Here is a 20746-nt window from a genome sequence, read left to right on the forward strand (position 1 = left end):
TCGACGCATATCGAAACAATAAAAATTACTATTTGGAATAAATATAAACTGTCGTTTGATTTATTTATCTGCCTGATTATGTGTTAGAAGTTTTACAGGAGTGGAAAGAGATGTTGAAACCGGTCAAGCAAAATCAGCTGGATTTGATTCTTCGATATTCTAACGGCAGACCGCTCTCGGAGGAAACATTGCTCTGTTTGCTGGAAAAGCAGTTACTGCAACAGGGACTTCCGGTCATGCTCAGGCGGAGATGATCACGGAGCGTTACGGTTATATCATTGATACTTGCCGTAAGCAGTGCACCCAGGACTTTGAAAAAGAATTCTATAAAGGGATGTAAAAAGAGCCGCCCTTCCGCATCGGGAAGGACGGCTGCATTTATGAAGGAAATGAAAAAAAGAAAAGGAGGAGCTTATTTTGAATGGGGAGGATGAGAAGTAGGAGTTGTCGAATCATCAGTTTCCTCAGATTCCGATGATTCTTTGGCTGAAGTGGAAGGATTGGAGGTATCACTGGCGGTTTTATTGTGGAAGGCAATTGCCTGGATCAGTACGATGATTGCTGCAGTGACCTGATCTGATAACTGGTTTTTACAGTAATAGTCCGGTTTTTTGCCGCTATTCATGGAGTTCAGGAACTGATCAAGGCATTTGAAGCATTCTTTGCCATCAGAATATTTTTTCTGACTTTCAATGGCGCTTTCACAGGATACCTGTACATAGCCATGGTATCCTTCGTCTGTGATGTAATCGGCATACTTTTTCAGTGGGAGAGAAAGTCCCTGAGTCCGGGAATACATTGCCATGAGATTCCAGACCGCATTATGGAGATTGAAAAGCAGTAATTCCTTCCACATGGAGGAAGACAGGTTATCACGATCAGGGTGATTGATGAGGTCCGCTATGTGGCTTAAAGATTCCAGGGCGTTACTGCATCTCATGTAATACCAAGGTGCATAGTCTTTTACATCGTCACTCAGGAATAAGATGGGGCTTTTGGTGTTTGGCATGTTGAATACCTCCTTGGATTATGAGGAAAGCAATGCTTGTCCTCTATTATCTATCGTCTGAAAAGGAAAGTGCGTAAAGTACAAGGGTATTATTTTAGATTTTCTCCGGAAAATGACGCAGAAAATTTGACATGTCGTGGATTACTTTGATACTTTCCGGCATTTCCGGTTCAAAAACACTGAAGGCATGTGTCAGTGCTTTATTGGCAGGAAAATCCTGCAGGTGGTAAGGGGAATTATGCTTTTTGAGTGCTTTGGCAAAGTTCAATGTATAGTGCTGGAGCATATCATTCTTGCTGGTAACCAGATAGCAGGGCGGCAGATTTTTCGTAATTGCCGGATGTTCCGGATTGGTATACGGTGCAAATGAAGTTTTACGATATCTGGAGCCGTAAAGAAAGCTGGGAAGAAATAGTCCGATTTTATCCAGCTTCCGGGTGTAGAACATGCCGCTGATCAATCCCATTGCCTGAATCTGCAGGGTGGATGGATGAACGTGGGCGGCTACTGCCAGTTCCGGAGAATTCTGCATGGCAACTGCATAAACCGCTAAGTAGGCTCCGGCACTGTCCCCAACCATGTAAACCTGGTTCGGATTACCCTGGTAACGAGTCATGAGAGATTTTACAGCATCCATTGCCCTGGATATATCGTTGAACTGTTCATAAACAGTCACATCGGGGATCAGGCGATATTCGACGCTGAAAATTACGAAATTCTGGCGGCAGAGCTGGACGCAGAATCGACGATTGAATTCTTTGCTTCCTTCCATCAGTCCGCCGCCATGCACATTGATGATAACCGGACGTGAGGGAACAAGTTTGGCGGGGCGGTAGATATCCATTGTATGCGCAGGGCATCTATCGTTTAAATAAGGAACATTTTCCACCAGTTTGATATCATCCGGAATTTGAAATTTTGCGTTTCTCACTTTTGTTTCCTGATCAAATTCTTCTCTCTGTTTCAGAAACATTGATTTCATAAAATTGTGCATAAGGTACCTCCTAAATAGTAGTGAAACTGCAGTTGGATAAAACACAGCCTTCTACTTACAACCGATATCCAGGGGAAGTGCGTAAAAAAATCTCTATATTTTTTCCGGCGTTTGAATTCTGTCGATGGACATTATTGTTCGAAAAAGAAATCAGAATGTACATGCATGTCTTTTTCCAAAATATTTCGCAGCTTTTTTAGAATTTTGTCCCGTCGATAACGGATAGTTCCTTCAGATACACCAATACTTGCAGCCAGAGGCCGCAAATGAATCTGATCAATATAAAGGCGGCGAATCAGGCTGCGTTCATCTGCAGTAAGATGTGCCAGTGCTTTGCGTAGATATTTGCGAGTGGTTTCTGCAAGCAGATTTTTATCAATCTGTGAATCCGGACAGGAAACATAAACTGCGGTTGGTAAATATTGATCGTCATTTAAATAGGCGCAGTAAGTATGTTTTTGTTCAATTTCAATAGAATTCTGAAGCTGTCTGTAATAACGACGGATAGTACGGATAAATTTTGGCTGAACGCTTCCATTCACAGTGCCGTTTAAGAGTTCTCTGGAAATTTCATTTTTCTTATAAAGGTATTGAGCTGTTTCAATCAGGATGGCTTTGTCAAGCTGTGGCAGAACTTCCGGAGTAATCAGGTGTTTTTTTACTGTAGTCAGTACGTCTTCAGAGATTAGATTTTTGCTGTAAAGTTTTTCTGTTTTCCCGATCAGCTTGTGATGATAAATCTGAAAAAGTATTTCAGAGGATACGGATCCGCTTTTTATCAGGGAAAGAATGTCAGATGGTTGTTTCCCTTCCTGAATCTGGTCGCAGATCCGCTTTATCAGCCGTCGCTGGCGGCAAAAATCAAAACAAGTGTCTTTCCCCTGCCTTTTAATAATTTCTTCCTGTAAAGACAGGGGAATCGTGCCATTCTGCAGTTGAATGATCGTATCCTGATCAATGCTGTACCGCATTCCTTCAATGAGAAGAGAGATAGTTGTTGTGTTCTCCATATAAACTTCCTCCTGATTGACTGCACAAAAAAAACCCGGAGAACAAAAAGTTCTCCAGGCCGTAGGCAGTATTTATTTTTGGAAAAACAGCAATAAAAAAACCCTGTCCTGTGAATAGGACAAGGTTTAAAAAATGATATTTTTGCCAGTATATATAGTCTAAACTATTGACAATCGGAAGTCAGTAGGGACTTAGTCGGGGATTTCCAGGAAAAAGTCGGGGATATGATTGGGGAAATGGTCGGGGTGTCAGATACGGAGTTGTTGGGACAGATTACCGGAAACCATATCGAAAAACTTTTCTTCTTTTATTCCCAGAGTTGATACACGTTCATAAGTGATGAGTGCTGTGGGAAGAACATATCCCCAGAGCGAAATGCCGAAAAGAAGGATTGCTTCTTTTTTTCGCTCATAATAAGTACTTCGCTCTAATGTTAATATTTCAGCTACCTGATTATCTGTACGGGGAGTTGCATCCATAAAACGAAGTTGGAGAAGGCGGGTGTATTCATCTCCGAATATTGGATACTCATTGACAAGGCTAAGAGCAATATCGGCTAATTCAATCAGCCATTTACTTTCAAAGAGATGATTTACCTGGATTTCAAAACAGGAGCAAGTTGCGGTAGGCGCCAGATCGGAAAGATAGAGCAGAGCTGTATTCAGTTCCATTCCGTATGTACCGGTAATTTCTTTCCGCAGATCTATTGCTCTGTTTTTTATTGCCCAGATTACTTGATGATAGAAAAGCAGTAAGGTCTTTGCCTGCTCATATAAGGATTTCAGGTTAAAACCCAGAATATGGCATTGTACCTTTATAAATTTCATCGTTCTTGATTCTGTTCTCATTCATTCTTCCTCCAGAGTTCTTGATAATGTTGGCGCCTACCATTATAACAGGCTCTGGTTTAATGAATGACTCATAGGTGGTTTAATATGAGTTTTTTTTCGGTTTAATTTCGGTTTAACGAGGGTCATTGAAAAGGCTGTTTAATAGCTCTTTTTGCTCTTCGGTAAGGTATTGACCGTACTGTAAATAATGCTTTTGTGCAATATCAAAGCCGCCTAAACATATCATAGACCGGATATGCCAGAAATGGATGTCTCCATTGCCGGATTCCATATTCAGCGCAGCGCTGGAAACACTGTACATTTCTGAATATGCCTGTTCCTGATAGAGCAGTGGAAGCAGTTCCAGGATTGCTTTTATGTAAGACAGGTGATAGTAGGCTCGCATATTATCCAGCCAGGAATCTCCTACGTAATTGGGGAGAAATTCATGTTCGTACAGGTTTGCTGCCTGACGCAAATAATGAATCTTTTCTTTACGTGTGGCGGATGGCAGCATTCCGTTTCGGCATAAACTGTCAAATAAATCGGCATCCGTCACAAGATTAATGTTCGGATTCAAGTAATAGTTTCCGACTTTATCTGAAATAACAAGATTATCAGGGAAAATCGGGCTTAATATATTACGGGCACGGTGTACAACATTTTTAACCTGTTTTGACGGAGAATCTATTTCTGCATTTGGCCATAGTGCATCTGTCAATTCCCGTTGAGATACTTTTCGGGTACGGTAGATCAGCAGATAGGTGATCAAACGGACTGCCAGAGGAGAAGTAATCTCACTTTCTGTCAAGGTACCAAAACGGGTTGTAATGGAAAGCCCCCCAAATACCTTGATAATTACATCACGGTCAGTCCGGCATTCTTTCTGACTTGTGATATTCAGACGATTCATCAACTGGAATTCGTTTCGTTCCGCTGCGCAGACATAAGAAAGTGCCTGCAGCATACCGTATAAACCGATATATCTTCTTGGATTTCGGATATAAATATAACCGCTGGTACGTTTATAATAGGGAGCGACAGCAAGAACCTGAATTCCCATTTTATGCATCAGTCCATTTTCATAAAGTGAAAGCATTGAAGAATCTTCAGGTTCACGGACATCAAAAACATCATTGTGAATAATTTTACCATAGAGATAAGGTGTTTCTTCAGGGGTGATATTGATTACGCGACCCTCATAGCTGCGAATATTGTTTCTGCAATGTTCATTTACACAGACTCCATAGCCAAGTTCAAAATTTGTTTCTACCAGAGCAGCACTGTCACAATCATAAAAGGCCAGAGCGATTTCCAGACATTTATCTACAATCACTACTGGATTACCGCTGCCTCGCAGGCCGGCTTCTAATCCGGTCAGGGTTGCCTCAAACTGTTCTACATATTCCTGATATTGGGGATGATTTTGCTTCTCTTGTGGTGTAGTGAGCATTAGTATAGTATCTCTCCTTCTTACTGTATTCTAAAAAGGCGGCAGAAAATCTCAGAAGAGATTGGAACTGTCGCCTGAATTTTTATGTTCCTACTTCATGATTCATGCAGGTGACATCATACTATTTGTATCAGAAGATGATACTATTTAAGCTGACAATGAGCAAAAGTGTTGTATATGAAGTAGATAATATTTTGCTGTTTCCGCTTCAGTAGCAAAAAGGAAAAATTTTCCATTTAACTAACATAAAGTATAAAAATGCAAGCATATTATATCATTTGTAAAAAAAATGTGCACTTGTTTTTCATCGACAAAAAGTACGATTTTACGTGCTTTTACGACAAAAATAGTGATTTTGATTTACATTAATCGAATGCTTGATCAAAAAAGATGATTGATTGCAAAAAGGTTAATCATCAGGCGGTGTGTTACTGATAGAGTGGACGAATGGAGTATGATAACATTCCCCGGTAATGAGAAAATTACCGGGGAGATTATTATGCGGGTTCTTCATATGGTATGATGAAACGGAGAAGATTTTCTTTTTCTTCCTGGTACATCAGGGTAATGAAACATTTATGGTCAGGAGAGATTTCAATCCGTTTTACTAAGTGTTTTACCAGTTCTCTGTCAAGAACAAAATCTTCTGGTAAGCTGCCGAATCGGGTAAGCCATTTATTGGGTTCCGTGAATTCGGATATGAGTTGATCTTTCTGTTTCCTCAGTATGGAAAACTCTGTCCGTAATAATGCCATATTCTGTTCAGAATCGTTACCAGCAGATTTTGAATCCATGACCTGATCGAGCAGTATTGCTATCTGACTGGAAATTTGTTTGTCTGCAGCAAGGTAGGCGGGACTGTGGGTTCCATTGGCAGTTTGCAATGCGGCGGCTTTTGCAGCGGCGCGTTCTTCTAAAATCGCTTTTTTTACTTCTAATGCAATATCTTCCGTTGGGTGCAGAATACGGGAGCAGGCATTTGGAAGTTTCTTAGGCGTACTGCAGCAAACATAAGCGGATGAAGCATTGGGAGAATCATGATTACGGCAGACATGAATCATGTTTCTTTTGCAGACTGCGCAGAAAATATTGTTACGAAACAAAGAGATTGGATGTTTCCTTTTTTGCGTTTCGGTTTGTTTCCGGCTTTCACGGAAAAGCTGTTCCTGACATCGCAGGAGGATGTCTGCCGCCTCAAAATCGTCTTTTGATATCAGCGGGGGATGGTGATCGTGAATCACGCTTCCGGAAGGAATTGGTGTTTCTGTCATTGCCTGCTTTTTTAAATCTTTTGGCATTTTCGGGATACGGTAAATGTGGTCCCCGATATAAACCGGATTTTGAAGAATCTTTCGAATGGAGACGGAAGACCAGTAATCATTGGCAGGAAGTCTCTTGTAAGAATATCCCATCTGGATACGGCGTTTGCCGGGTGTTGGTATCTTTTTCTTTGTCAGTATTCTGGCAATGTGATTAACTTCAAAGCCGGATAAATATAGGCCGAAAATCTCCTGTACAACAGGTGCTGTTTCAGAATCGATCTTCATCATGCAGGGACTGTCCGGATCGTACAGGTATCCATATGGGGAAAAAGCCGTGTTTTTCCCATGTTCTCCGGCCTGTTCCTGAAGCAGGGGATGATTCCAAAGCTGTTGGATTATGGGGTTTTGCGGCGGTGGATTGCACGTAATTTCGTTCCAAGTCTGTTTCAGGAAAGCCATTTTATAGCAGGGCTTTTTTAGAGCAGCATTTTCCAGACTGCTGTCGTAATGGTTTTTTATGGCAATGACGCGTGTGTGGCAACCGTCAATCAGAGAAGACAAAAGCAGTTCCTGTTCCACGGAAGATATCGCCAGATGAGAAAAGTCCGTGATAATGATGCAGGAGAGTTCTTGATTTTCAGCATCCTGCAGCATCTTTTGAAAAGAAAGACGGTTCACATGCTCATCCGGTGTCTCGTTGTCCCGATAGATTTTTGTGGGGAATGAACGAAAGTCGGAATGCTCCTGAATATAGTCGATAATCAGTTGCTGTGAGCAGGAGAGTTCTTCTGGTTCGTTATTTCCGGTTCGGATATAGATTGCAATGTTTTGATTCATATGTATGGTTTCTCCTCTTCCTGTGATGGAACGATAGAATCATGATTTATCTGGGTTTGACGTGCCTTTTGGAATTGCTCCGACAAAGCAGCAAATAATTCTTCGTGTTTCCATTTGATCTGGTATTTATCAGGTCCAAAGATTGTAATGGTTTCAACGTAGGTCTGTAATAAATCTTCTGTCAGTTCATTGACTGCCAGATATTCCCTGGCCGTTTCAGCCAGATGAATCAGTTCATCAGAAATAGACTGCTCTGCCAGTTTTTCTTTTTCCTGGTACAGGTTGGTTAAATCTTGCTGTATAGAATCTATATTTTTCTGCAGAGAGCTTTTTTGTGAATCGAAAGCATTGGGAGAGAGTGTACCGTCTGCCATTAATTCAAACAGTTTTCGTTTTTCATTTTGCAATGTGTTCAGCCGATTATTCAGGAGCGTAATTTTGGCCTGATATAGCTTCATCTGTTTTTGGGCTTCCTGTATCTCTAACTCCTGTTTTTCTTTCATGAGAATCAGCTGACGGAGAGCAAATGTTATCTGCTGGTACACAAACTGTTCAAGTTTATCTATGGGATAGTTCGTACCGGGACAGATGGAATGCTTCAGCTGAGAAGAAAGACAGAAGGCGTTTTTACCGTCATTGCGAAATCGAAGGGTCATTCCACAGAATCCACACTGTAATTTTCCCTTTAGTGGTGTAGTTACAGGAGGTATTTTCTTTTTGGGGCGAGTGGAAGGCGGACGTTCTAATGCTCTGTGGGCAGCATCATACAGTTCCCGGCTGATAATCGGTTTGTGTGCATGGGTACGAATCAAACGTTCTTTCGGTGGAACCGATACGGTTTTGTTTTGCTCTGTCAGGGAAGTATGTGTCTTTCTCATTTCCAGGTCTCCAAGATACGCAGTATTGGACAGGATGCGGGAAACCATCGTATATTTCCAAAGAGGCTGAGTGGTTTTCCAGTATTTTCCCGATTTTCCGTGTTCGGGATGGGATGCATTATATTGTGCCGGTGTCAGGATTTTTTGACCATTTAAATAGTTCGCAATGGCTGTAGGGCGCATTCCCTGTGAAGCCAGTGTGAAGATCAGCTGCACAACCGGGGCAGTTTCCGGATCAATTTCATAACAGTGTAATTTCCAGTTGCTGATATAGCCATAAGGAGCCGATCCAATGAAAGTACCGCTTTTCATGCGATATTCCACACTGGAAGCGCGTTTTTTAGAGAGATCCTTGCTGTAATAGGAATAAACCAGTGACTGCAGCGCAATATTCATGGTTTCCAGATAAGAATTCGTTTCCTTGCTGTCATAATGGTCATTAATGGAAAGAAAACGGATCCCGAGCATAGGGAAAATCTGCTCTACGTAGTCTCCGAGTACCAGGTAATCACGGGAAAAGCGTGACAGGTCTTTTACGATTACCGCATGGATTTTTCCTGCTTTGGCCTGGGCGATCAGTTTTTTAAAAGCAGGCCGTTGTGTGTTTGTCCCAGTATAGCCATCATCTACAAATTCACGGTATTTCATCGCAGATAAATCCGGATGTGTCAAAAGATAGTTTTTGATCAGGGTTCTCTGGTTGGAAATACTGTTGCTTTCATTTTTTTTGGAAAGATCACCGTCTGCCTTGGATAATCGAAGATAGGCAGCTAAAGTAAAGGAAGCCATGTCATTCACCTCCCATCAAAGTATCATAGAGATTGCAGAGGAGCAGGAACCAGGATTCTTCTTTAAAGTGAATCGTCACCTGTTCCGAATAATTAAGTTCAATTCGTTCAATCAGCTGATGTACAGTCGAAGAATCCAGTTTATGAGGAGCCGGAGTTTGGGTAAACAGGATCAGCCATGGATTCGAAAGGGAAAGTGCCTGTTTTACTTGAATCAGGGTATTTGCCTGTTGTGCAAGTTCTGAAGAAAGAATACGACTTTGGGAGCGCAGTTGTTCCAACTGAAGACCGAATGTTTCATCGTCAATCTGAAAATCGGCATGGGATTCAAAGGCATCTGCACGGTTTTCTGCCAGGATGCAGGACTGCTGGTGAGTCTGATCCAAAACTAACTGTAAGGAAGACAGACAGGCAGAAATTTTGTTTTTTCCTTCAGACGACAGCATCCAGTGCTTAAACCGGGCAGCGACCCGAAACTGATTCTGCAGTTGTGCCAGAACGATCACATCCAGCAGTTTTTTACTGATATGATTTTGCGGATGGGGATCCAGTACGGAAGACCCGGCACTTTGACAGGCGTATCCCATCACAGAATCAGCAGGATGTTCTGCATCGGCGCCGGTCATTTGAATTTTGTGTCCGCATACCTGGCAGAAAAGAATCCTTTTATAAAAATTGGGCTGATTCTGGTAGATGGCAGCATTTTGTTTTACCGCATTTTTGTAATGCTTTGTGGTCTGTTCAAAACGTTTCTGAAGTTTGTCAAAATCTTCGTGGGAAATATAAGCCGGATGAGCATTGGGAATAATAACCCATTCTTCTTCCGGAATGCGGGTGCGTTTATTATAGGGATCACATTTACGGTTATAACATTTGCCGCATACAAAATCACCTGTGTAAACACGGTTGGTCAGAATAAGACGAACAGAGGTGGTACTCCATAAAGTGGAACCTTCATGCTTTGTCTTTCCGCCGGAACGCAAAAATTCCACGCGTTCCTGAGTCGGTGCTTTCATTTCCCGAAGTCTCATGGAGATGGTATGGGTGCTGACTCCTTCTATTCCCCATTGAAAAATCAGTCGGACGAAATGCGATACATTGGGGTCGAAAGTCAAATATCTGGGCTTTTCCGGATCAAAAGTATATCCATAGGGAAATCCTTTACGAAAGACACCCTGAGCTTTTCTCAGATCATAGCTGTCAGAAAATCTGCGCGAGAGATCACGGCTGAAAAAGTCATTCAGAATGTTTTTCAGGATAATAGGAAGCTGAGAGGGATCGGAGGTATCGCTGTCAAATCTATCGTTGATTGAGATATACCGAACACCCATCATAGGGAAGAGGATTTCCAGGTAATAACCAGTTTCCAGATAATTTCGACCAAGGCGGGACAGATCTTTGGTTACGATACAGTTGATCTTTCCTGACTGGATATCCTGAATCATCCGTAAAAAGCCGGGGCGCTGGAAGTTGGTGCCGGACCAGCCATTGTCAATATATCGTTCTACCAGATTCAGTTCCGGATGGTTTTCCATATATTCTTCTAACATGGATATCTGGTTTTGAATACTGTCCCGGCAGACGTGATTCATATCATACAGAGATAACCTGGCATAAAGTGCTGTATGATTCACTGGAAGGACGGATTCCGGTTTGACGGATTTGTAGTTCTTGATTCGCTGAATTTGTTCATTCTGGCGGCTTTTTCGTGCCATAGAGTTTCTCCTTTCCGGCTGTTGCTCCGTCTTTTATCAGAGAAAAGTAGAAGAGCAGCAATTCCTTTGATTTTTCTTCCTGACAGGTGACAGTAAGCGGTGCATCCCGGAACAGGTTGATTTGAAAAATCAATTTCTGGGACCATTCTTTTGTTATTTCAAAGTTTTCGGGTACCTGGGTAAAAAGAACCAGCCAGGGATTATCCAGGTTGAAATCTTTCCGAAATTGTTGTTTTGCATCCAGTATTTTCGTCAATTCTTCGCGGAGTTTGTCAGAACGATCCTTTACAGAATCATGAGTGAAAGAACCTTCAGGATTCTGGTTAGTCTCCAAAATAGAAAAATGTTCCGTATTGGTTTTAAACTGCTCTAATACATCATTAATTTTGTCCTGAAAGTATTGTTCAATCTGAAGATAGCAGGTACTTTGTTCTCCATCTTTCATTTGTTCTGCAATAGACATAGCAAGTTTCCGTTCCTGTTCAATGGCTTCCTTTACTCTGGGGATTATTTCATCCAACCGGAAACTCTGCTTTGGGCAGGCATCCGGAAGCTTCATCCGATGGCTGGAACATACATAAGCAGAATACGGGTGCCGGTTGCTCATGTGCCGGACAACGTACATGGATCGTCCGCAATGACCACAGCGTACGACGTTCCGAAACGGAGTGGGAGGAAGAAGCGTACCGGGACGTTTCCCGGCATTGGATCGATTTTCTTCGAAAAGAAGCTCAAGCATTGTTTGCGTCCGTTCAAAATCCTGCCTGGAAACAAGGGGTTCATGATGGTTTTCAATAATCTGCGTTTCCCCGGTCCAGTGACGTTTCCTGCATTCGTGAAATACATACATAGCGGAGCGCTGTTGTCCGTATACCAGATCGCCTGTATAGGCACGGTTTTTCAGAATATAGTTGACGCTTCCAAATGTCCAGTAATCTTTGGCGTCCGGCTTGGTATAGGTGATTCCCAGCTGTTTCTTTCGCAAAGATGGGCTCGGTACGCCCATCTGGGTCAATTGTTTGGCGATATAACTGCGTTTGGTACCGGAAAGAAATTCTTTAAATATGTATTGTACATAAGGTGCAGTTACCGGATCAATATCCAGATTGGAGGGAGTATCCGGATTATAGAGATAACCAAATGGTGTAAAAGTCAGTTCCAGGAAACTGTTTGCTTTTTTTTGTCTGGCTGTGGCAGCAATGGAGCGTGACCGGGCGTACTTATCCACCATGATGATCAGTTCCTCCAGTTTTTTATATTCACCGGGAACTGGTTCGGAATGCAGACTGTCATAATTGTCATGGACAGAAATAATGCGGATTTTCATCATGGCAAGGAGATTGAGAAGGTAATAACGATTTTCTATATGATCCTTTCCAAAGAGTTCAAAGCTGCTGACTACAATACAGTCGTACCTGCCATTTTGGATTTCTGCCATCAACCGGTAAAACTCCGGGCGCGGGCTTTCCTGCTTCAATCTGCGGCTGTCCATGTAAATACCACTGATCTGGATATCCGATAGATCTGCAAGAAAGGTTTTCAGTTCTTTGATCTGGGCAGTGGCAGTTGGATCCGGTTCATCCGGCTGGACGACATCAGAAAATTTACGCCGGGCATAGAGAGCAGCCTGATAAAGTCTTTCTGTATGGTTTTCGGATGGAAGCATGGGTTAATCCTCCTTTATCGGTGTGGTCTGGAACGGGTTGTCCAGGGGTGTTTCCTCATTTTCACAAGATTCTTCGCTGTCTTCAGAAACTGTCGGATCTGAGGAAGTATCTTCATAAGTTAAATGCCTGGTACGAATCGGCATATAGAGGGTTTTCAAAAAGTCCTCTTTTTCTTCCATCCTTGCCAACGTGATCACAGGTGGCTTGTCGGGGTACAGATCAATACGTTCGATAATCTGTTTGAACAATTCCGGATCAGCAGAAAAATCCGGTTGTTCCGAAATGGAAGAATATAGTGTAATCCAGTTGTTTGTCTCAGAACAGGTCGCCCGGAATTTGCGAATCTGTATCAGTGCTGCCATGACCTGACGTTCCGAAATCCGGTTTTCTTCTTCTATCTTTTGCTGTCCCTCCAGATATTCTGCTTCGGAGAGCTTTTTACCGTTATAACGGGCTTTCAATCGACGGAAGGCGGACAGATTTTTCCGTACAGAATCAACTGCCTGATCAATCTGCCGTTGAAGAAAATTTTCCACACGGGTATATTGGACACTTTTAGATTCTCCGCTTACCATGTCCAGATATTTGAGCGCTTCCTTTCGTTCTGCGGATACCAGTGGCTGGACAGAGGTTAAAATTTCGTCCAGCCGATAGAACCGGCTGGCGCATTTGCTTGCCTGTTGAAGAGAAAAACTGGAACAGGTATAGGCGATGAAACTGGTGCCATCTCCGGTAAAAATTTCATTCTTATGCATTGCCCGTCCACATTCACCGCACCGGAGAACGCTTCCAATGGAAAAATGTGTCTGGTTAGTGGCATTCTGGCGAACCGCCTGCTTCCTGGATGTTCTGAGAGAACGGTCCTGCAGATATTTGAGAGAAGCACGTTTCATATCATCTCTGGAAACTAAGGCTTCGTGATGATTTTCTTCTACTGTTGGGAGTTGGATACCTGACGGAGCCGGTTCACCACTGTATAGATAAACAGCATCCCAGACTCTGCCGCTTAAAATCCAGTCCCCGACATACATGGGATTGAAAAGAATCTGGTTCAGGGAAGGCGCATTCCAACGTTCTGTATCTTTGCCGAGACGATCTTTCTGGCCAAGCTGACGTTTACGCAGGGCAGGATTGGGTGCACCCTGTTCATTCAATTGCTTACAGATCTGCGTCAGTGATATCCCTTCCAGATATTGATGGAAAATAAATCGTACATAATCAGCGACTTCCGTATCGATCATGACAAGTGCAGTAGAATTCGGGTCATAGCGGTAACCATAGGGGATCCAGGTGGCAGTATAAACGCCTTCCGGAGGAATCTGATGCCTCCGGCCTCTATCTTTCTGTTTCATGTGTTTTTACTCCTTCTTTTCTTTATTCTTTTCATTTTGATGTTTTTGCAGCTGTTCCCATACATCCTGATATTTCCATCGGATCTCATAATGTGTGTCATAAAGAAATATGGCATCTACAAAAGTTGTGACCATTTCCCGGGAAAGAGCGCTGGCATGTTGGAATTCTTTTGCAGATTCTGTGACGGTTTGCATCTCATGGGGAATGATTCCGCTGCTGAGAGCTGCTTCCTGAGTCTTCAGGTTTTCGATTTTCTCATGACAGGCATTTCCCTGACGATTCAGTTGAGCCTTTCTCTTATGGTATTCCTCCAGAGAAATCGTGCCTGCGGAATAATCTTCATAGGCATCCAGTTTGAGCTGCTTTGTACGTTTTTCTTCATATTCTGCCTGAGCAATTTCTTTTTGATACTGTGTCAGATAATCATTGGCAGAATCAGGAGCGTTTTTCCTTTGACTCTGCTTCCATGTGGAAGCGGCAAGCTGCAGCATGGGCTGAAGCACTGAAAAAATAGTTTGTTCGATCTCAGAAACGGGAAATTCCTTTTTCGGGCATTGGGAATGTTCCATTACTGCATGACGGCAGAGGAAAACAGTTCCGTTTTTCTCCCTGGGCATTGCACGCCTGCATACTCCACAGCGGACGACTCCTTTCAAGGTATATTCTCTGGTTTGATGTCGATGTTTGTGAGGACGATAATCCGGCAGAAGCTGTTGTACCTTGTCGAAGTCTTCCCTGCTGATAATCGGAGGATGAGCATCCTTTATTACAATTTGTTCTTCGGGTCTGGCTTTCCGGCGTTTTTTTGATCCCGGGATGACTGCCACATTTTTGCGAAGCACCCGATCTCCGCAGTAGACAGCATTCCGGAGAATAGGAAGAAGCATCGAAGGTTCCCAAAGAGAATGCTCCGTTACGGTATGGGGTGCATTATGGAGGTTATTGTTGTAACGCTGGTTAAAGACAGCCGGGGTGGGTATTTTTTCAGTGTTCAGGATATTGGCGGTTTCTTTCCGGCTTTTCCCTGCAAGCGTCAGTTCAAAAATGCGCTGGACGATTTTGGCTGCCGGCGGATTGATTTCAAATGCGACCTCCTCTTTAGAACGCAGATATCCGAAAGGTGCCGGACCTTTAAAGGTTCCCTGGCGCATCCTCTGATGAAAAGCAGAGGTGATCTTCCGGGCAATGTCTTTGCTGTAGTAGGCGTTGAGAACAGATTTCAAGACCATACTCATGTTGTCTTCGACAGTGGTACTGCTGGCACTGTCGTATCCATCATTGATCGCAATGAAGCGAACTCCCAGGAATGGGAAAACCTGTTCCAGATAATCCCCGGTAATGATATAGTTTCTGGCAAAACGGGACAGATCTTTTACAATGATGCATTGGATCTGCCCTTGTCTGGTTAACTCCATAAGGCGTTGAAAATCCGGCCGTTCATCGTTTGTTCCGGTATATCCATCGTCTACAAATTCATGAATATTCCAGCCGGAAAACTCCAGATGAGTTTCTATGTATTTTAAAATCAGATCGCGTTGGTTTTTAACGCTGTTGCTTTCGTCTTTATAAGCGCTGAGGTCGCCATCAGCTAAAGATAAGCGAATATAATAAGCAAGGTTATTGGCCATTCGTAGTACTCCTTTCGCAGGAATCGTCAGTTTCTTCGATTTGTTTCAGTTCTTCGATACAGTTTTGCAGTTTATACATCCAGTCTGTACATCCAAAGACAATTCGTACCTGATTGTCATGCCATAATTCAATCCGCTGGATCAGCAGATGGACTGCCCGACTGTCCAGTTCATCAGAAATGCGGGCATTTAAAAAAGTCTGCAGCCATTTGTTATCCGGCGTAAAGTAGGTCGAAACATCTGCCAAACGCTGTTTGGCCCGGGAGATATCCCCCTCCAGCCAGTTTTCTTCTTTTTCCAGTTTTTCGATCTGTAAAGAGTAGGTTTCCTTATCCAGAATCCCGGAAGCAAGATCTTCGAAAGCTTTCTGTTTTTTGCCGGTAATAGCGGACTTTTTGGAATAAAGCATTTGCAGAGCGGCAAATCGGCGGCTTTTCAGTTTTTTCTGTGCATCTTCCAATGAAAGTCTCTTTAAAAATGCATCTGCATCAATGGCAAGTTTCAATTGTGTCTGCAGGTTATAAAGTATGATGGTTTTCAGTTTGCCAAACTCCATTCGAAAGGGGGAATGGCCGACGTGGGTTCGGTTGGCAGCACCATTGCATTTGTAGTATTTTTGCCCATCCTGATTACCGGTTTTCATAAGACGCATAGGACGTCCGCATTCACCACAGAAGAGGATCGAAGAAAATGGATTATCCGGGTTTTCAATCTGTCTCCGGTTCCTTTTGATACACCGCTTACGCTTTTCTGCCTGTGTTTTCAGGTGTTCTTTCAGCGTCTGGAATGCTTCATGGCTGATATAGGCTTCGTGGGTATCCGGATAGATCATCCATTCTTCCTCCGGAATCATGCGCCCGTTTGCCGGGTCATATTTTCGAAAATAGCTTTTGTTGCTGACGAAATCACCAGCATAGGTCTGGTTCAGTACCATTTTTCGGATTACACCGCTGTTCCATATGGCGGGATAATTGGTCTCTGTATCTTTATCTTTTTTGCTTTTTCTTTCATAATGCTGTTTCGGAGTCGGAACATTCATATCAGTCAGGTTCATGGCAATCTGGTGGAAACTGACCCCTTCCTGGGCCCACTGGAAGATCAGATGAACAAATGGAGCCACTTCTTTATCAATTACATAGTGCTTTGGACCATGTGTACTCATTTCATATCCATAGGGTGGAGGCCCTAAATAGTGTGGCCCGTTTGCCCGTTTCGTATCAATGGTTGCAGAGATTTTCCTGGAAATATCTTTACTGTAATAGTCATTGACGATATTTTTCATGCTGACCAGCATGGAATCAGGATCAGAAGATTTACTGTCATATCCATCGTAAATTGCAATAAAGCGCAGCTGCAGGGAAGGAAAAACTTTTTGCAGATAATATCCGGCATCCAGATAATTCCGACCCAGTCGGGATAAATCTTTTACAACGATGCAATTGATTTTTCCGGTCTTTACATCCTCCATCATATGGTTGAATTCCGGGCGCTGAAAGTTGGTACCGGTCCAGCCGTTATCTTCATAAACCTCTGTCAGTTCCAGTTCCGGATGCTGGATCACATAGTCACGGAGCAGTGCAATCTGCGTTTCCATTGTATCGCCATCTTCGATCCCAAGATCTTTTAAAGAAAGTCTGGCATAGATTCCCGTTTTATACAGAGATGGTTCAGAGCTGGAAACAGATGGGAGGATATTATTGTTTTTCTGTATTTGTGCAGCCTGTGCTGGACGACGGCTTTTTCTTGCCATTTCCATTACCTCCATCCCTGATATTTAGAGCGGGAATAGAGGAAAGATACTGTTGTACCCGCTCTATTTGGTCGGCAAATTTAAAATGAATCGTCAGCTCTTTATTTTCATGTACTTCAATAAAATCAATCAGTTCTGCCAGCATAATACGGTCCAGTTCATTAACGGTATGATATTTTTTAAAAGTAGAAAGCCATTCACTTTCAAGGGGCAGATTCTTCAGACCATCCCTCTCAGCTTCGACATTCAGTCTGGCCTGACGGGAATCATGGATTCGGACATCGTAGATTGCAGACAGTTCCTGGTAGTCTTCACGGGAGATGATCCCCTCATTCAGATTTTCGATCAGTCTGACTTTCATATCCTGATTCCGTTTGATTTCTTCATCCAGCCTGGCAAGCTGTACATCGAAATGATGCCTGCTGTCCGGATCATCCGGAAGGTTCTGGGCATATTTTAAAAGCCGTTCCATATCCAGAACAAGATTGCACTGGTGTTTGATGGCAGCCAGAACGGAATCGTAGAGCTGCCGTTCGCTGATCATGTGAGAATTACAGCCGGATTTTCGCTTGTAGCCGGAACAGGAATAGTAGGCATAAACCGTATCTTTATATTTCCTGCGGCTTCGAATCATATTCATTCCGCAATCTCCGCAAAACAGAAATCCGGAAAACAGATAGAGCTGTTTTTCATCCGGCGAAATCCGTGTATCCCGCAGAAGGAGCGACTGAACGACATCAAAAATATCTTTATGAATAATGGCTTCGTGCGTACCTTCTACGCGGTCCCATTCTTCTTCCGGTTTTTCAATCAACTTACGAATTTTATAGCTGGGCGTGGTCATCTTTCCCTGTGTCATGACACCGACATAAATCTCGTTTTTCAGGATACGCAGCACGGATTTTGGTGCCCATTGTGCTTTACCTTTGGTACGAAAATTTGTGGAAACTTTCATCCCCATGCTGCGTTTGTATTCCATCGGGCAAAGGATTCCCAGGCTGTTCAGACGTTCTGCAATCCGGTCAGCGGAAAGCCCCTGTATTTTCCAATAGAAAATTTGCTGAACTACTCCGGAGGTTTCCGGGTCGATAATCAGTTTGTTATGGTTTGCCGGATCTTTCAGATATCCATAACAGGCAAAACTGCCGACGTACTGGCCATTTTTTCGTTTGATGGCAAGCTGAGAGCGAACCTTTGTTGAGATATCCTTACAGTAAGAATCATTAAACAGATTTTTAAAAGGAAGGATGAACTGTTCGGCATCACTTTGTTTCCTGCCGGTGTCCATATCATCGGTAATCGCAATGAAGCGGACACCTAAGAATGGAAATACCTGTTCCAGATATTTCCCGGCTTCAATATAGTTCCTGCCAAATCGGGATAAGTCCTTAACGACGATGCAGTTGATACGCCGGTTTTTTACTTCTTCCATCATCCTTTTGAAATCCGGGCGGTCAAAATTGACCCCGGAATAACCATCATCTACAAACTCATCGACCAGTTCCAGATCTGGGTGATCTGCGAGATAATCCCGTATTAAAGCTTTCTGATTGGTAATGCTGTTGCTTTCGTCCTTTCCGCCGTTACCGGCATCCTCGTCTTCTTTGGAAAGACGGACATAAGATGCGCACAGCCAGTGTTGCCCGTTTAGCGGGGCCTGAAGTTCTTTAGAATAAAACAAGCCTTTGACCTCCTGATAACATAGTTGTGCTATCAAGAAACCAAAGGCTCCAGATTCTTCTTTATTCATTTAACCCACAGTTTGATGATAGCACGGGAACCAGGCTGTTGTCGAGCCTGGGTTTTGCAGTTTTACAATCGGATTTTGCAGTTTTTACAGACGAGTATGTTCTGCAAGCTGACGTTGGCGGATAAATTGCTCCAAAGCGTCTTCAAACGTAATTGTTGTATCGGCGAAGGCAATTTTTACAACAACATTGCCGCAGCGAAAACAATAGGGATTTCCAATCTGATCCAGATAATCTGCCAGACGTTCCGGCAGGGGAAGCCGGGTATTGACTGTAACATCAGCGATATCTGTCAGTTTGCCGGGATCTACCGTTTTTGGATCAATATTTTTCATTTCAGCAAATGTCATGGCTATCAGCTCCTTTTCCAAAATCAAAAGATTGCATCATAGGGCAGCCCCATTACTTCTTCAAAAATCGTGCGGAGCCTGCCAAGAATCATATTTTTCTTATAGCGGATTGTTCCTTCTGAAACGCCTTCCATGCGGGCGATTTTTCTCATGGAAATCCGTTCAAAAAATATGTAATGAATCAACGTGTAGTCTTCAGCGGAAAGCCATTCCAGTGCTTCCATCAGATACTGGCGGTTCTGCTCTGAAAACAGCATGGAATCCGGCTCTGTTTTGGAATCGTTTATGGACTCATAGCGAAAAAGGTGTCCTTTCTCATCCGGATGTTCATGAAATGAATGTTCAGATTCTACTTCGCTGAGATAGCATAATTTCCGGTAAGATCTGCGAATGACCAAAAGGTATTTGGGGTCGATCGTACCGTCATTAAACCCATTCAGAATTTCCCTGCTGATTTCTCCCTTTTCGTACAGGTAGCAGGCAGTATCGGAAAGAAAAGCCCGTTTTAATTCAGGAAGAATTTCAGGAGTCAGAAGCTGCGTATGAATCACTTTAAGCGTATCGTCAGAAAGCAATTTTTTCTTGTGGAGTTTTTCTGCTTTTCCGATCAGTTTCTGCTGGACGAGTTTAAACAGAATTTCAGAAGGAACAGAACCACTGGAAATCAAATCTGTAAGGGAAGCAGGAAGGATTCCTGCATGGATCTGATCCAGTGCCCGCTTCATCAAACGCCTTTGGCGACAGAAATCAAAGCAGGTATCATCGCCCTGTAAGGAAGAAATCTGTTTTTTGAGTTCTGCTGGTACGATTCCCTGATTTAACAGGGCTTCTGTTTGGGATGAAATGTTATAAGGAATGTTGTCTACCCATACAATGGGGGTGTCAGATTGGTGTTTGGCTGTCATGTTTGTCCTCCTTCCGCGAAAACAAACAGGCACATCTCATTCCACCCATTCGGTTTCATGGGAGTGTGCACAATTGTTTTCGCTGCTTTTGCGGTTATTCAAGTGAGTGGGAAGGGAGCGTGTTCATCCCTTCTACCTGCAACCGTTTTGCGGGGAGGACTGCGTAAAAGAATCGCAGAAGAAAATCAGAAAAAGAAAAAAAGAACTTCCATCAGCTGTGACACGTCGAAAGTTCTTTTCAGGCTAAAATGAGTGAATGATTTGCGGCATAAAGTGTGAGAACGGTAAGAAAATAAGGAGCCATGCGAGAGCGGGAAGCCAAGAGCAAGATTCGGCTTGTAATACATCTGTGTAATACGCAGAATGTAATACACGGAAAACAGAGCTGTTTTTCGCCGCCGTCTCTTGCTGGGGATTCCGATTCCCCAGTCCCTCGGTGCAGTGCCGCAGGCACTGATGCTGAATGCCTGTTTGGTTCACGTAAAGAGACCGAAACAAACGGTTCAGCACAGGATTTTCAGACAGAATGCAGGGCAGTTCTGTGTCTGAAAATGTCACTTCTTTTTAT

General features: G+C 43.2%; 16 protein-coding genes. 1 reads left to right on the forward strand and 15 read right to left on the reverse strand.

The features are described 5' to 3' along the window. The first annotated feature begins 110 nt into the window (after positions 1 to 110). Entirely contained in the window at positions 111 to 254 is a 144-nt protein-coding gene (locus ACTNB3_RS10840) for a hypothetical protein (protein WP_441025568.1), read from the forward strand. 158 nt (positions 255 to 412) lie between these two features. Here the strand turns inward: ACTNB3_RS10840 and ACTNB3_RS10845 are convergent, their stop codons facing one another. The 15 genes from ACTNB3_RS10845 to ACTNB3_RS10915 form a co-directional block, all read right to left on the reverse strand. Continuing rightward, a complete protein-coding gene (locus tag ACTNB3_RS10845; protein ID WP_441025570.1) occupies positions 413 to 1009 on the reverse strand; it encodes a hypothetical protein in 597 nt (198 codons plus the stop codon). A gap of 94 nt (positions 1010 to 1103) precedes the next feature. Further along, complete coding sequence (locus ACTNB3_RS10850; protein ID WP_441025573.1) at positions 1104 to 2003, reverse strand: alpha/beta hydrolase; 900 nt, start codon at positions 2001 to 2003, stop codon at positions 1104 to 1106. A gap of 131 nt (positions 2004 to 2134) precedes the next feature. Beyond that, entirely contained in the window at positions 2135 to 3013 is an 879-nt protein-coding gene (locus tag ACTNB3_RS10855) for a sigma-70 family RNA polymerase sigma factor (RefSeq protein WP_441025576.1), read from the reverse strand. A 249-nt stretch (positions 3014 to 3262) separates the two neighbouring features. Next, on the reverse strand, positions 3263 to 3862 hold the full coding sequence (locus ACTNB3_RS10860; RefSeq protein ID WP_441025579.1) for a hypothetical protein: 600 nt from the start codon (positions 3860 to 3862) through the stop codon (positions 3263 to 3265). Positions 3863 to 3977: 115 nt separating this feature from the next. After that, positions 3978 to 5297 (reverse strand): AfsR/SARP family transcriptional regulator, encoded by a 1320-nt coding sequence (locus ACTNB3_RS10865; protein ID WP_441025582.1) that lies wholly within the window; start codon positions 5295 to 5297, stop codon positions 3978 to 3980. A 497-nt stretch (positions 5298 to 5794) separates the two neighbouring features. Continuing rightward, on the reverse strand, positions 5795 to 7396 hold the full coding sequence (locus tag ACTNB3_RS10870) for a recombinase family protein (RefSeq protein ID WP_441025585.1): 1602 nt from the start codon (positions 7394 to 7396) through the stop codon (positions 5795 to 5797). Next, entirely contained in the window at positions 7393 to 9063 is a 1671-nt protein-coding gene (locus ACTNB3_RS10875; RefSeq protein WP_441025588.1) for a recombinase family protein, read from the reverse strand. Before ACTNB3_RS10875 ends, ACTNB3_RS10870 begins: the two co-directional genes overlap by 4 nt. 1 nt (position 9064) lies before the next feature. Then, positions 9065 to 10777 (reverse strand): recombinase family protein, encoded by a 1713-nt coding sequence (locus tag ACTNB3_RS10880; RefSeq protein ID WP_441025591.1) that lies wholly within the window; start codon positions 10775 to 10777, stop codon positions 9065 to 9067. Then, the gene (locus ACTNB3_RS10885) at positions 10752 to 12443 is read right to left on the reverse strand and encodes a recombinase family protein (RefSeq protein ID WP_441025594.1); all 1692 of its coding nucleotides are present in this window, start codon (positions 12441 to 12443) and stop codon (positions 10752 to 10754) included. Before ACTNB3_RS10885 ends, ACTNB3_RS10880 begins: the two co-directional genes overlap by 26 nt. 3 nt (positions 12444 to 12446) lie before the next feature. Next, on the reverse strand, positions 12447 to 13796 hold the full coding sequence (locus ACTNB3_RS10890) for a recombinase family protein (RefSeq protein WP_441025597.1): 1350 nt from the start codon (positions 13794 to 13796) through the stop codon (positions 12447 to 12449). Between the two features lie 6 nt (positions 13797 to 13802). Next, positions 13803 to 15425, reverse strand: a complete 1623-nt coding sequence (locus ACTNB3_RS10895; protein WP_441025600.1) for a recombinase family protein — start codon at positions 15423 to 15425, stop codon at positions 13803 to 13805. Next, positions 15415 to 17175 (reverse strand): recombinase family protein, encoded by a 1761-nt coding sequence (locus tag ACTNB3_RS10900; RefSeq protein WP_441025603.1) that lies wholly within the window; start codon positions 17173 to 17175, stop codon positions 15415 to 15417. The genes ACTNB3_RS10895 and ACTNB3_RS10900 overlap by 11 nt, the downstream gene beginning before the upstream one ends. Continuing rightward, complete coding sequence (locus ACTNB3_RS10905; protein ID WP_441025606.1) at positions 17120 to 18856, reverse strand: recombinase family protein; 1737 nt, start codon at positions 18854 to 18856, stop codon at positions 17120 to 17122. The genes ACTNB3_RS10900 and ACTNB3_RS10905 overlap by 56 nt, the downstream gene beginning before the upstream one ends. A 153-nt stretch (positions 18857 to 19009) precedes the next feature. Next, on the reverse strand, positions 19010 to 19273 hold the full coding sequence (locus ACTNB3_RS10910; protein WP_441025609.1) for a DUF6870 family protein: 264 nt from the start codon (positions 19271 to 19273) through the stop codon (positions 19010 to 19012). A 23-nt stretch (positions 19274 to 19296) separates the two neighbouring features. Next, positions 19297 to 20178 (reverse strand): RNA polymerase sigma factor, encoded by an 882-nt coding sequence (locus ACTNB3_RS10915; RefSeq protein ID WP_441025612.1) that lies wholly within the window; start codon positions 20176 to 20178, stop codon positions 19297 to 19299. Positions 20179 to 20746: the final 568 nt, after the last annotated feature.

Origin of the sequence: Bariatricus sp. HCP28S3_D3 (genome assembly GCF_052065755.1) — a bacterium.
GTDB lineage: Bacteria > Bacillota > Clostridia > Lachnospirales > Lachnospiraceae > Allocoprococcus.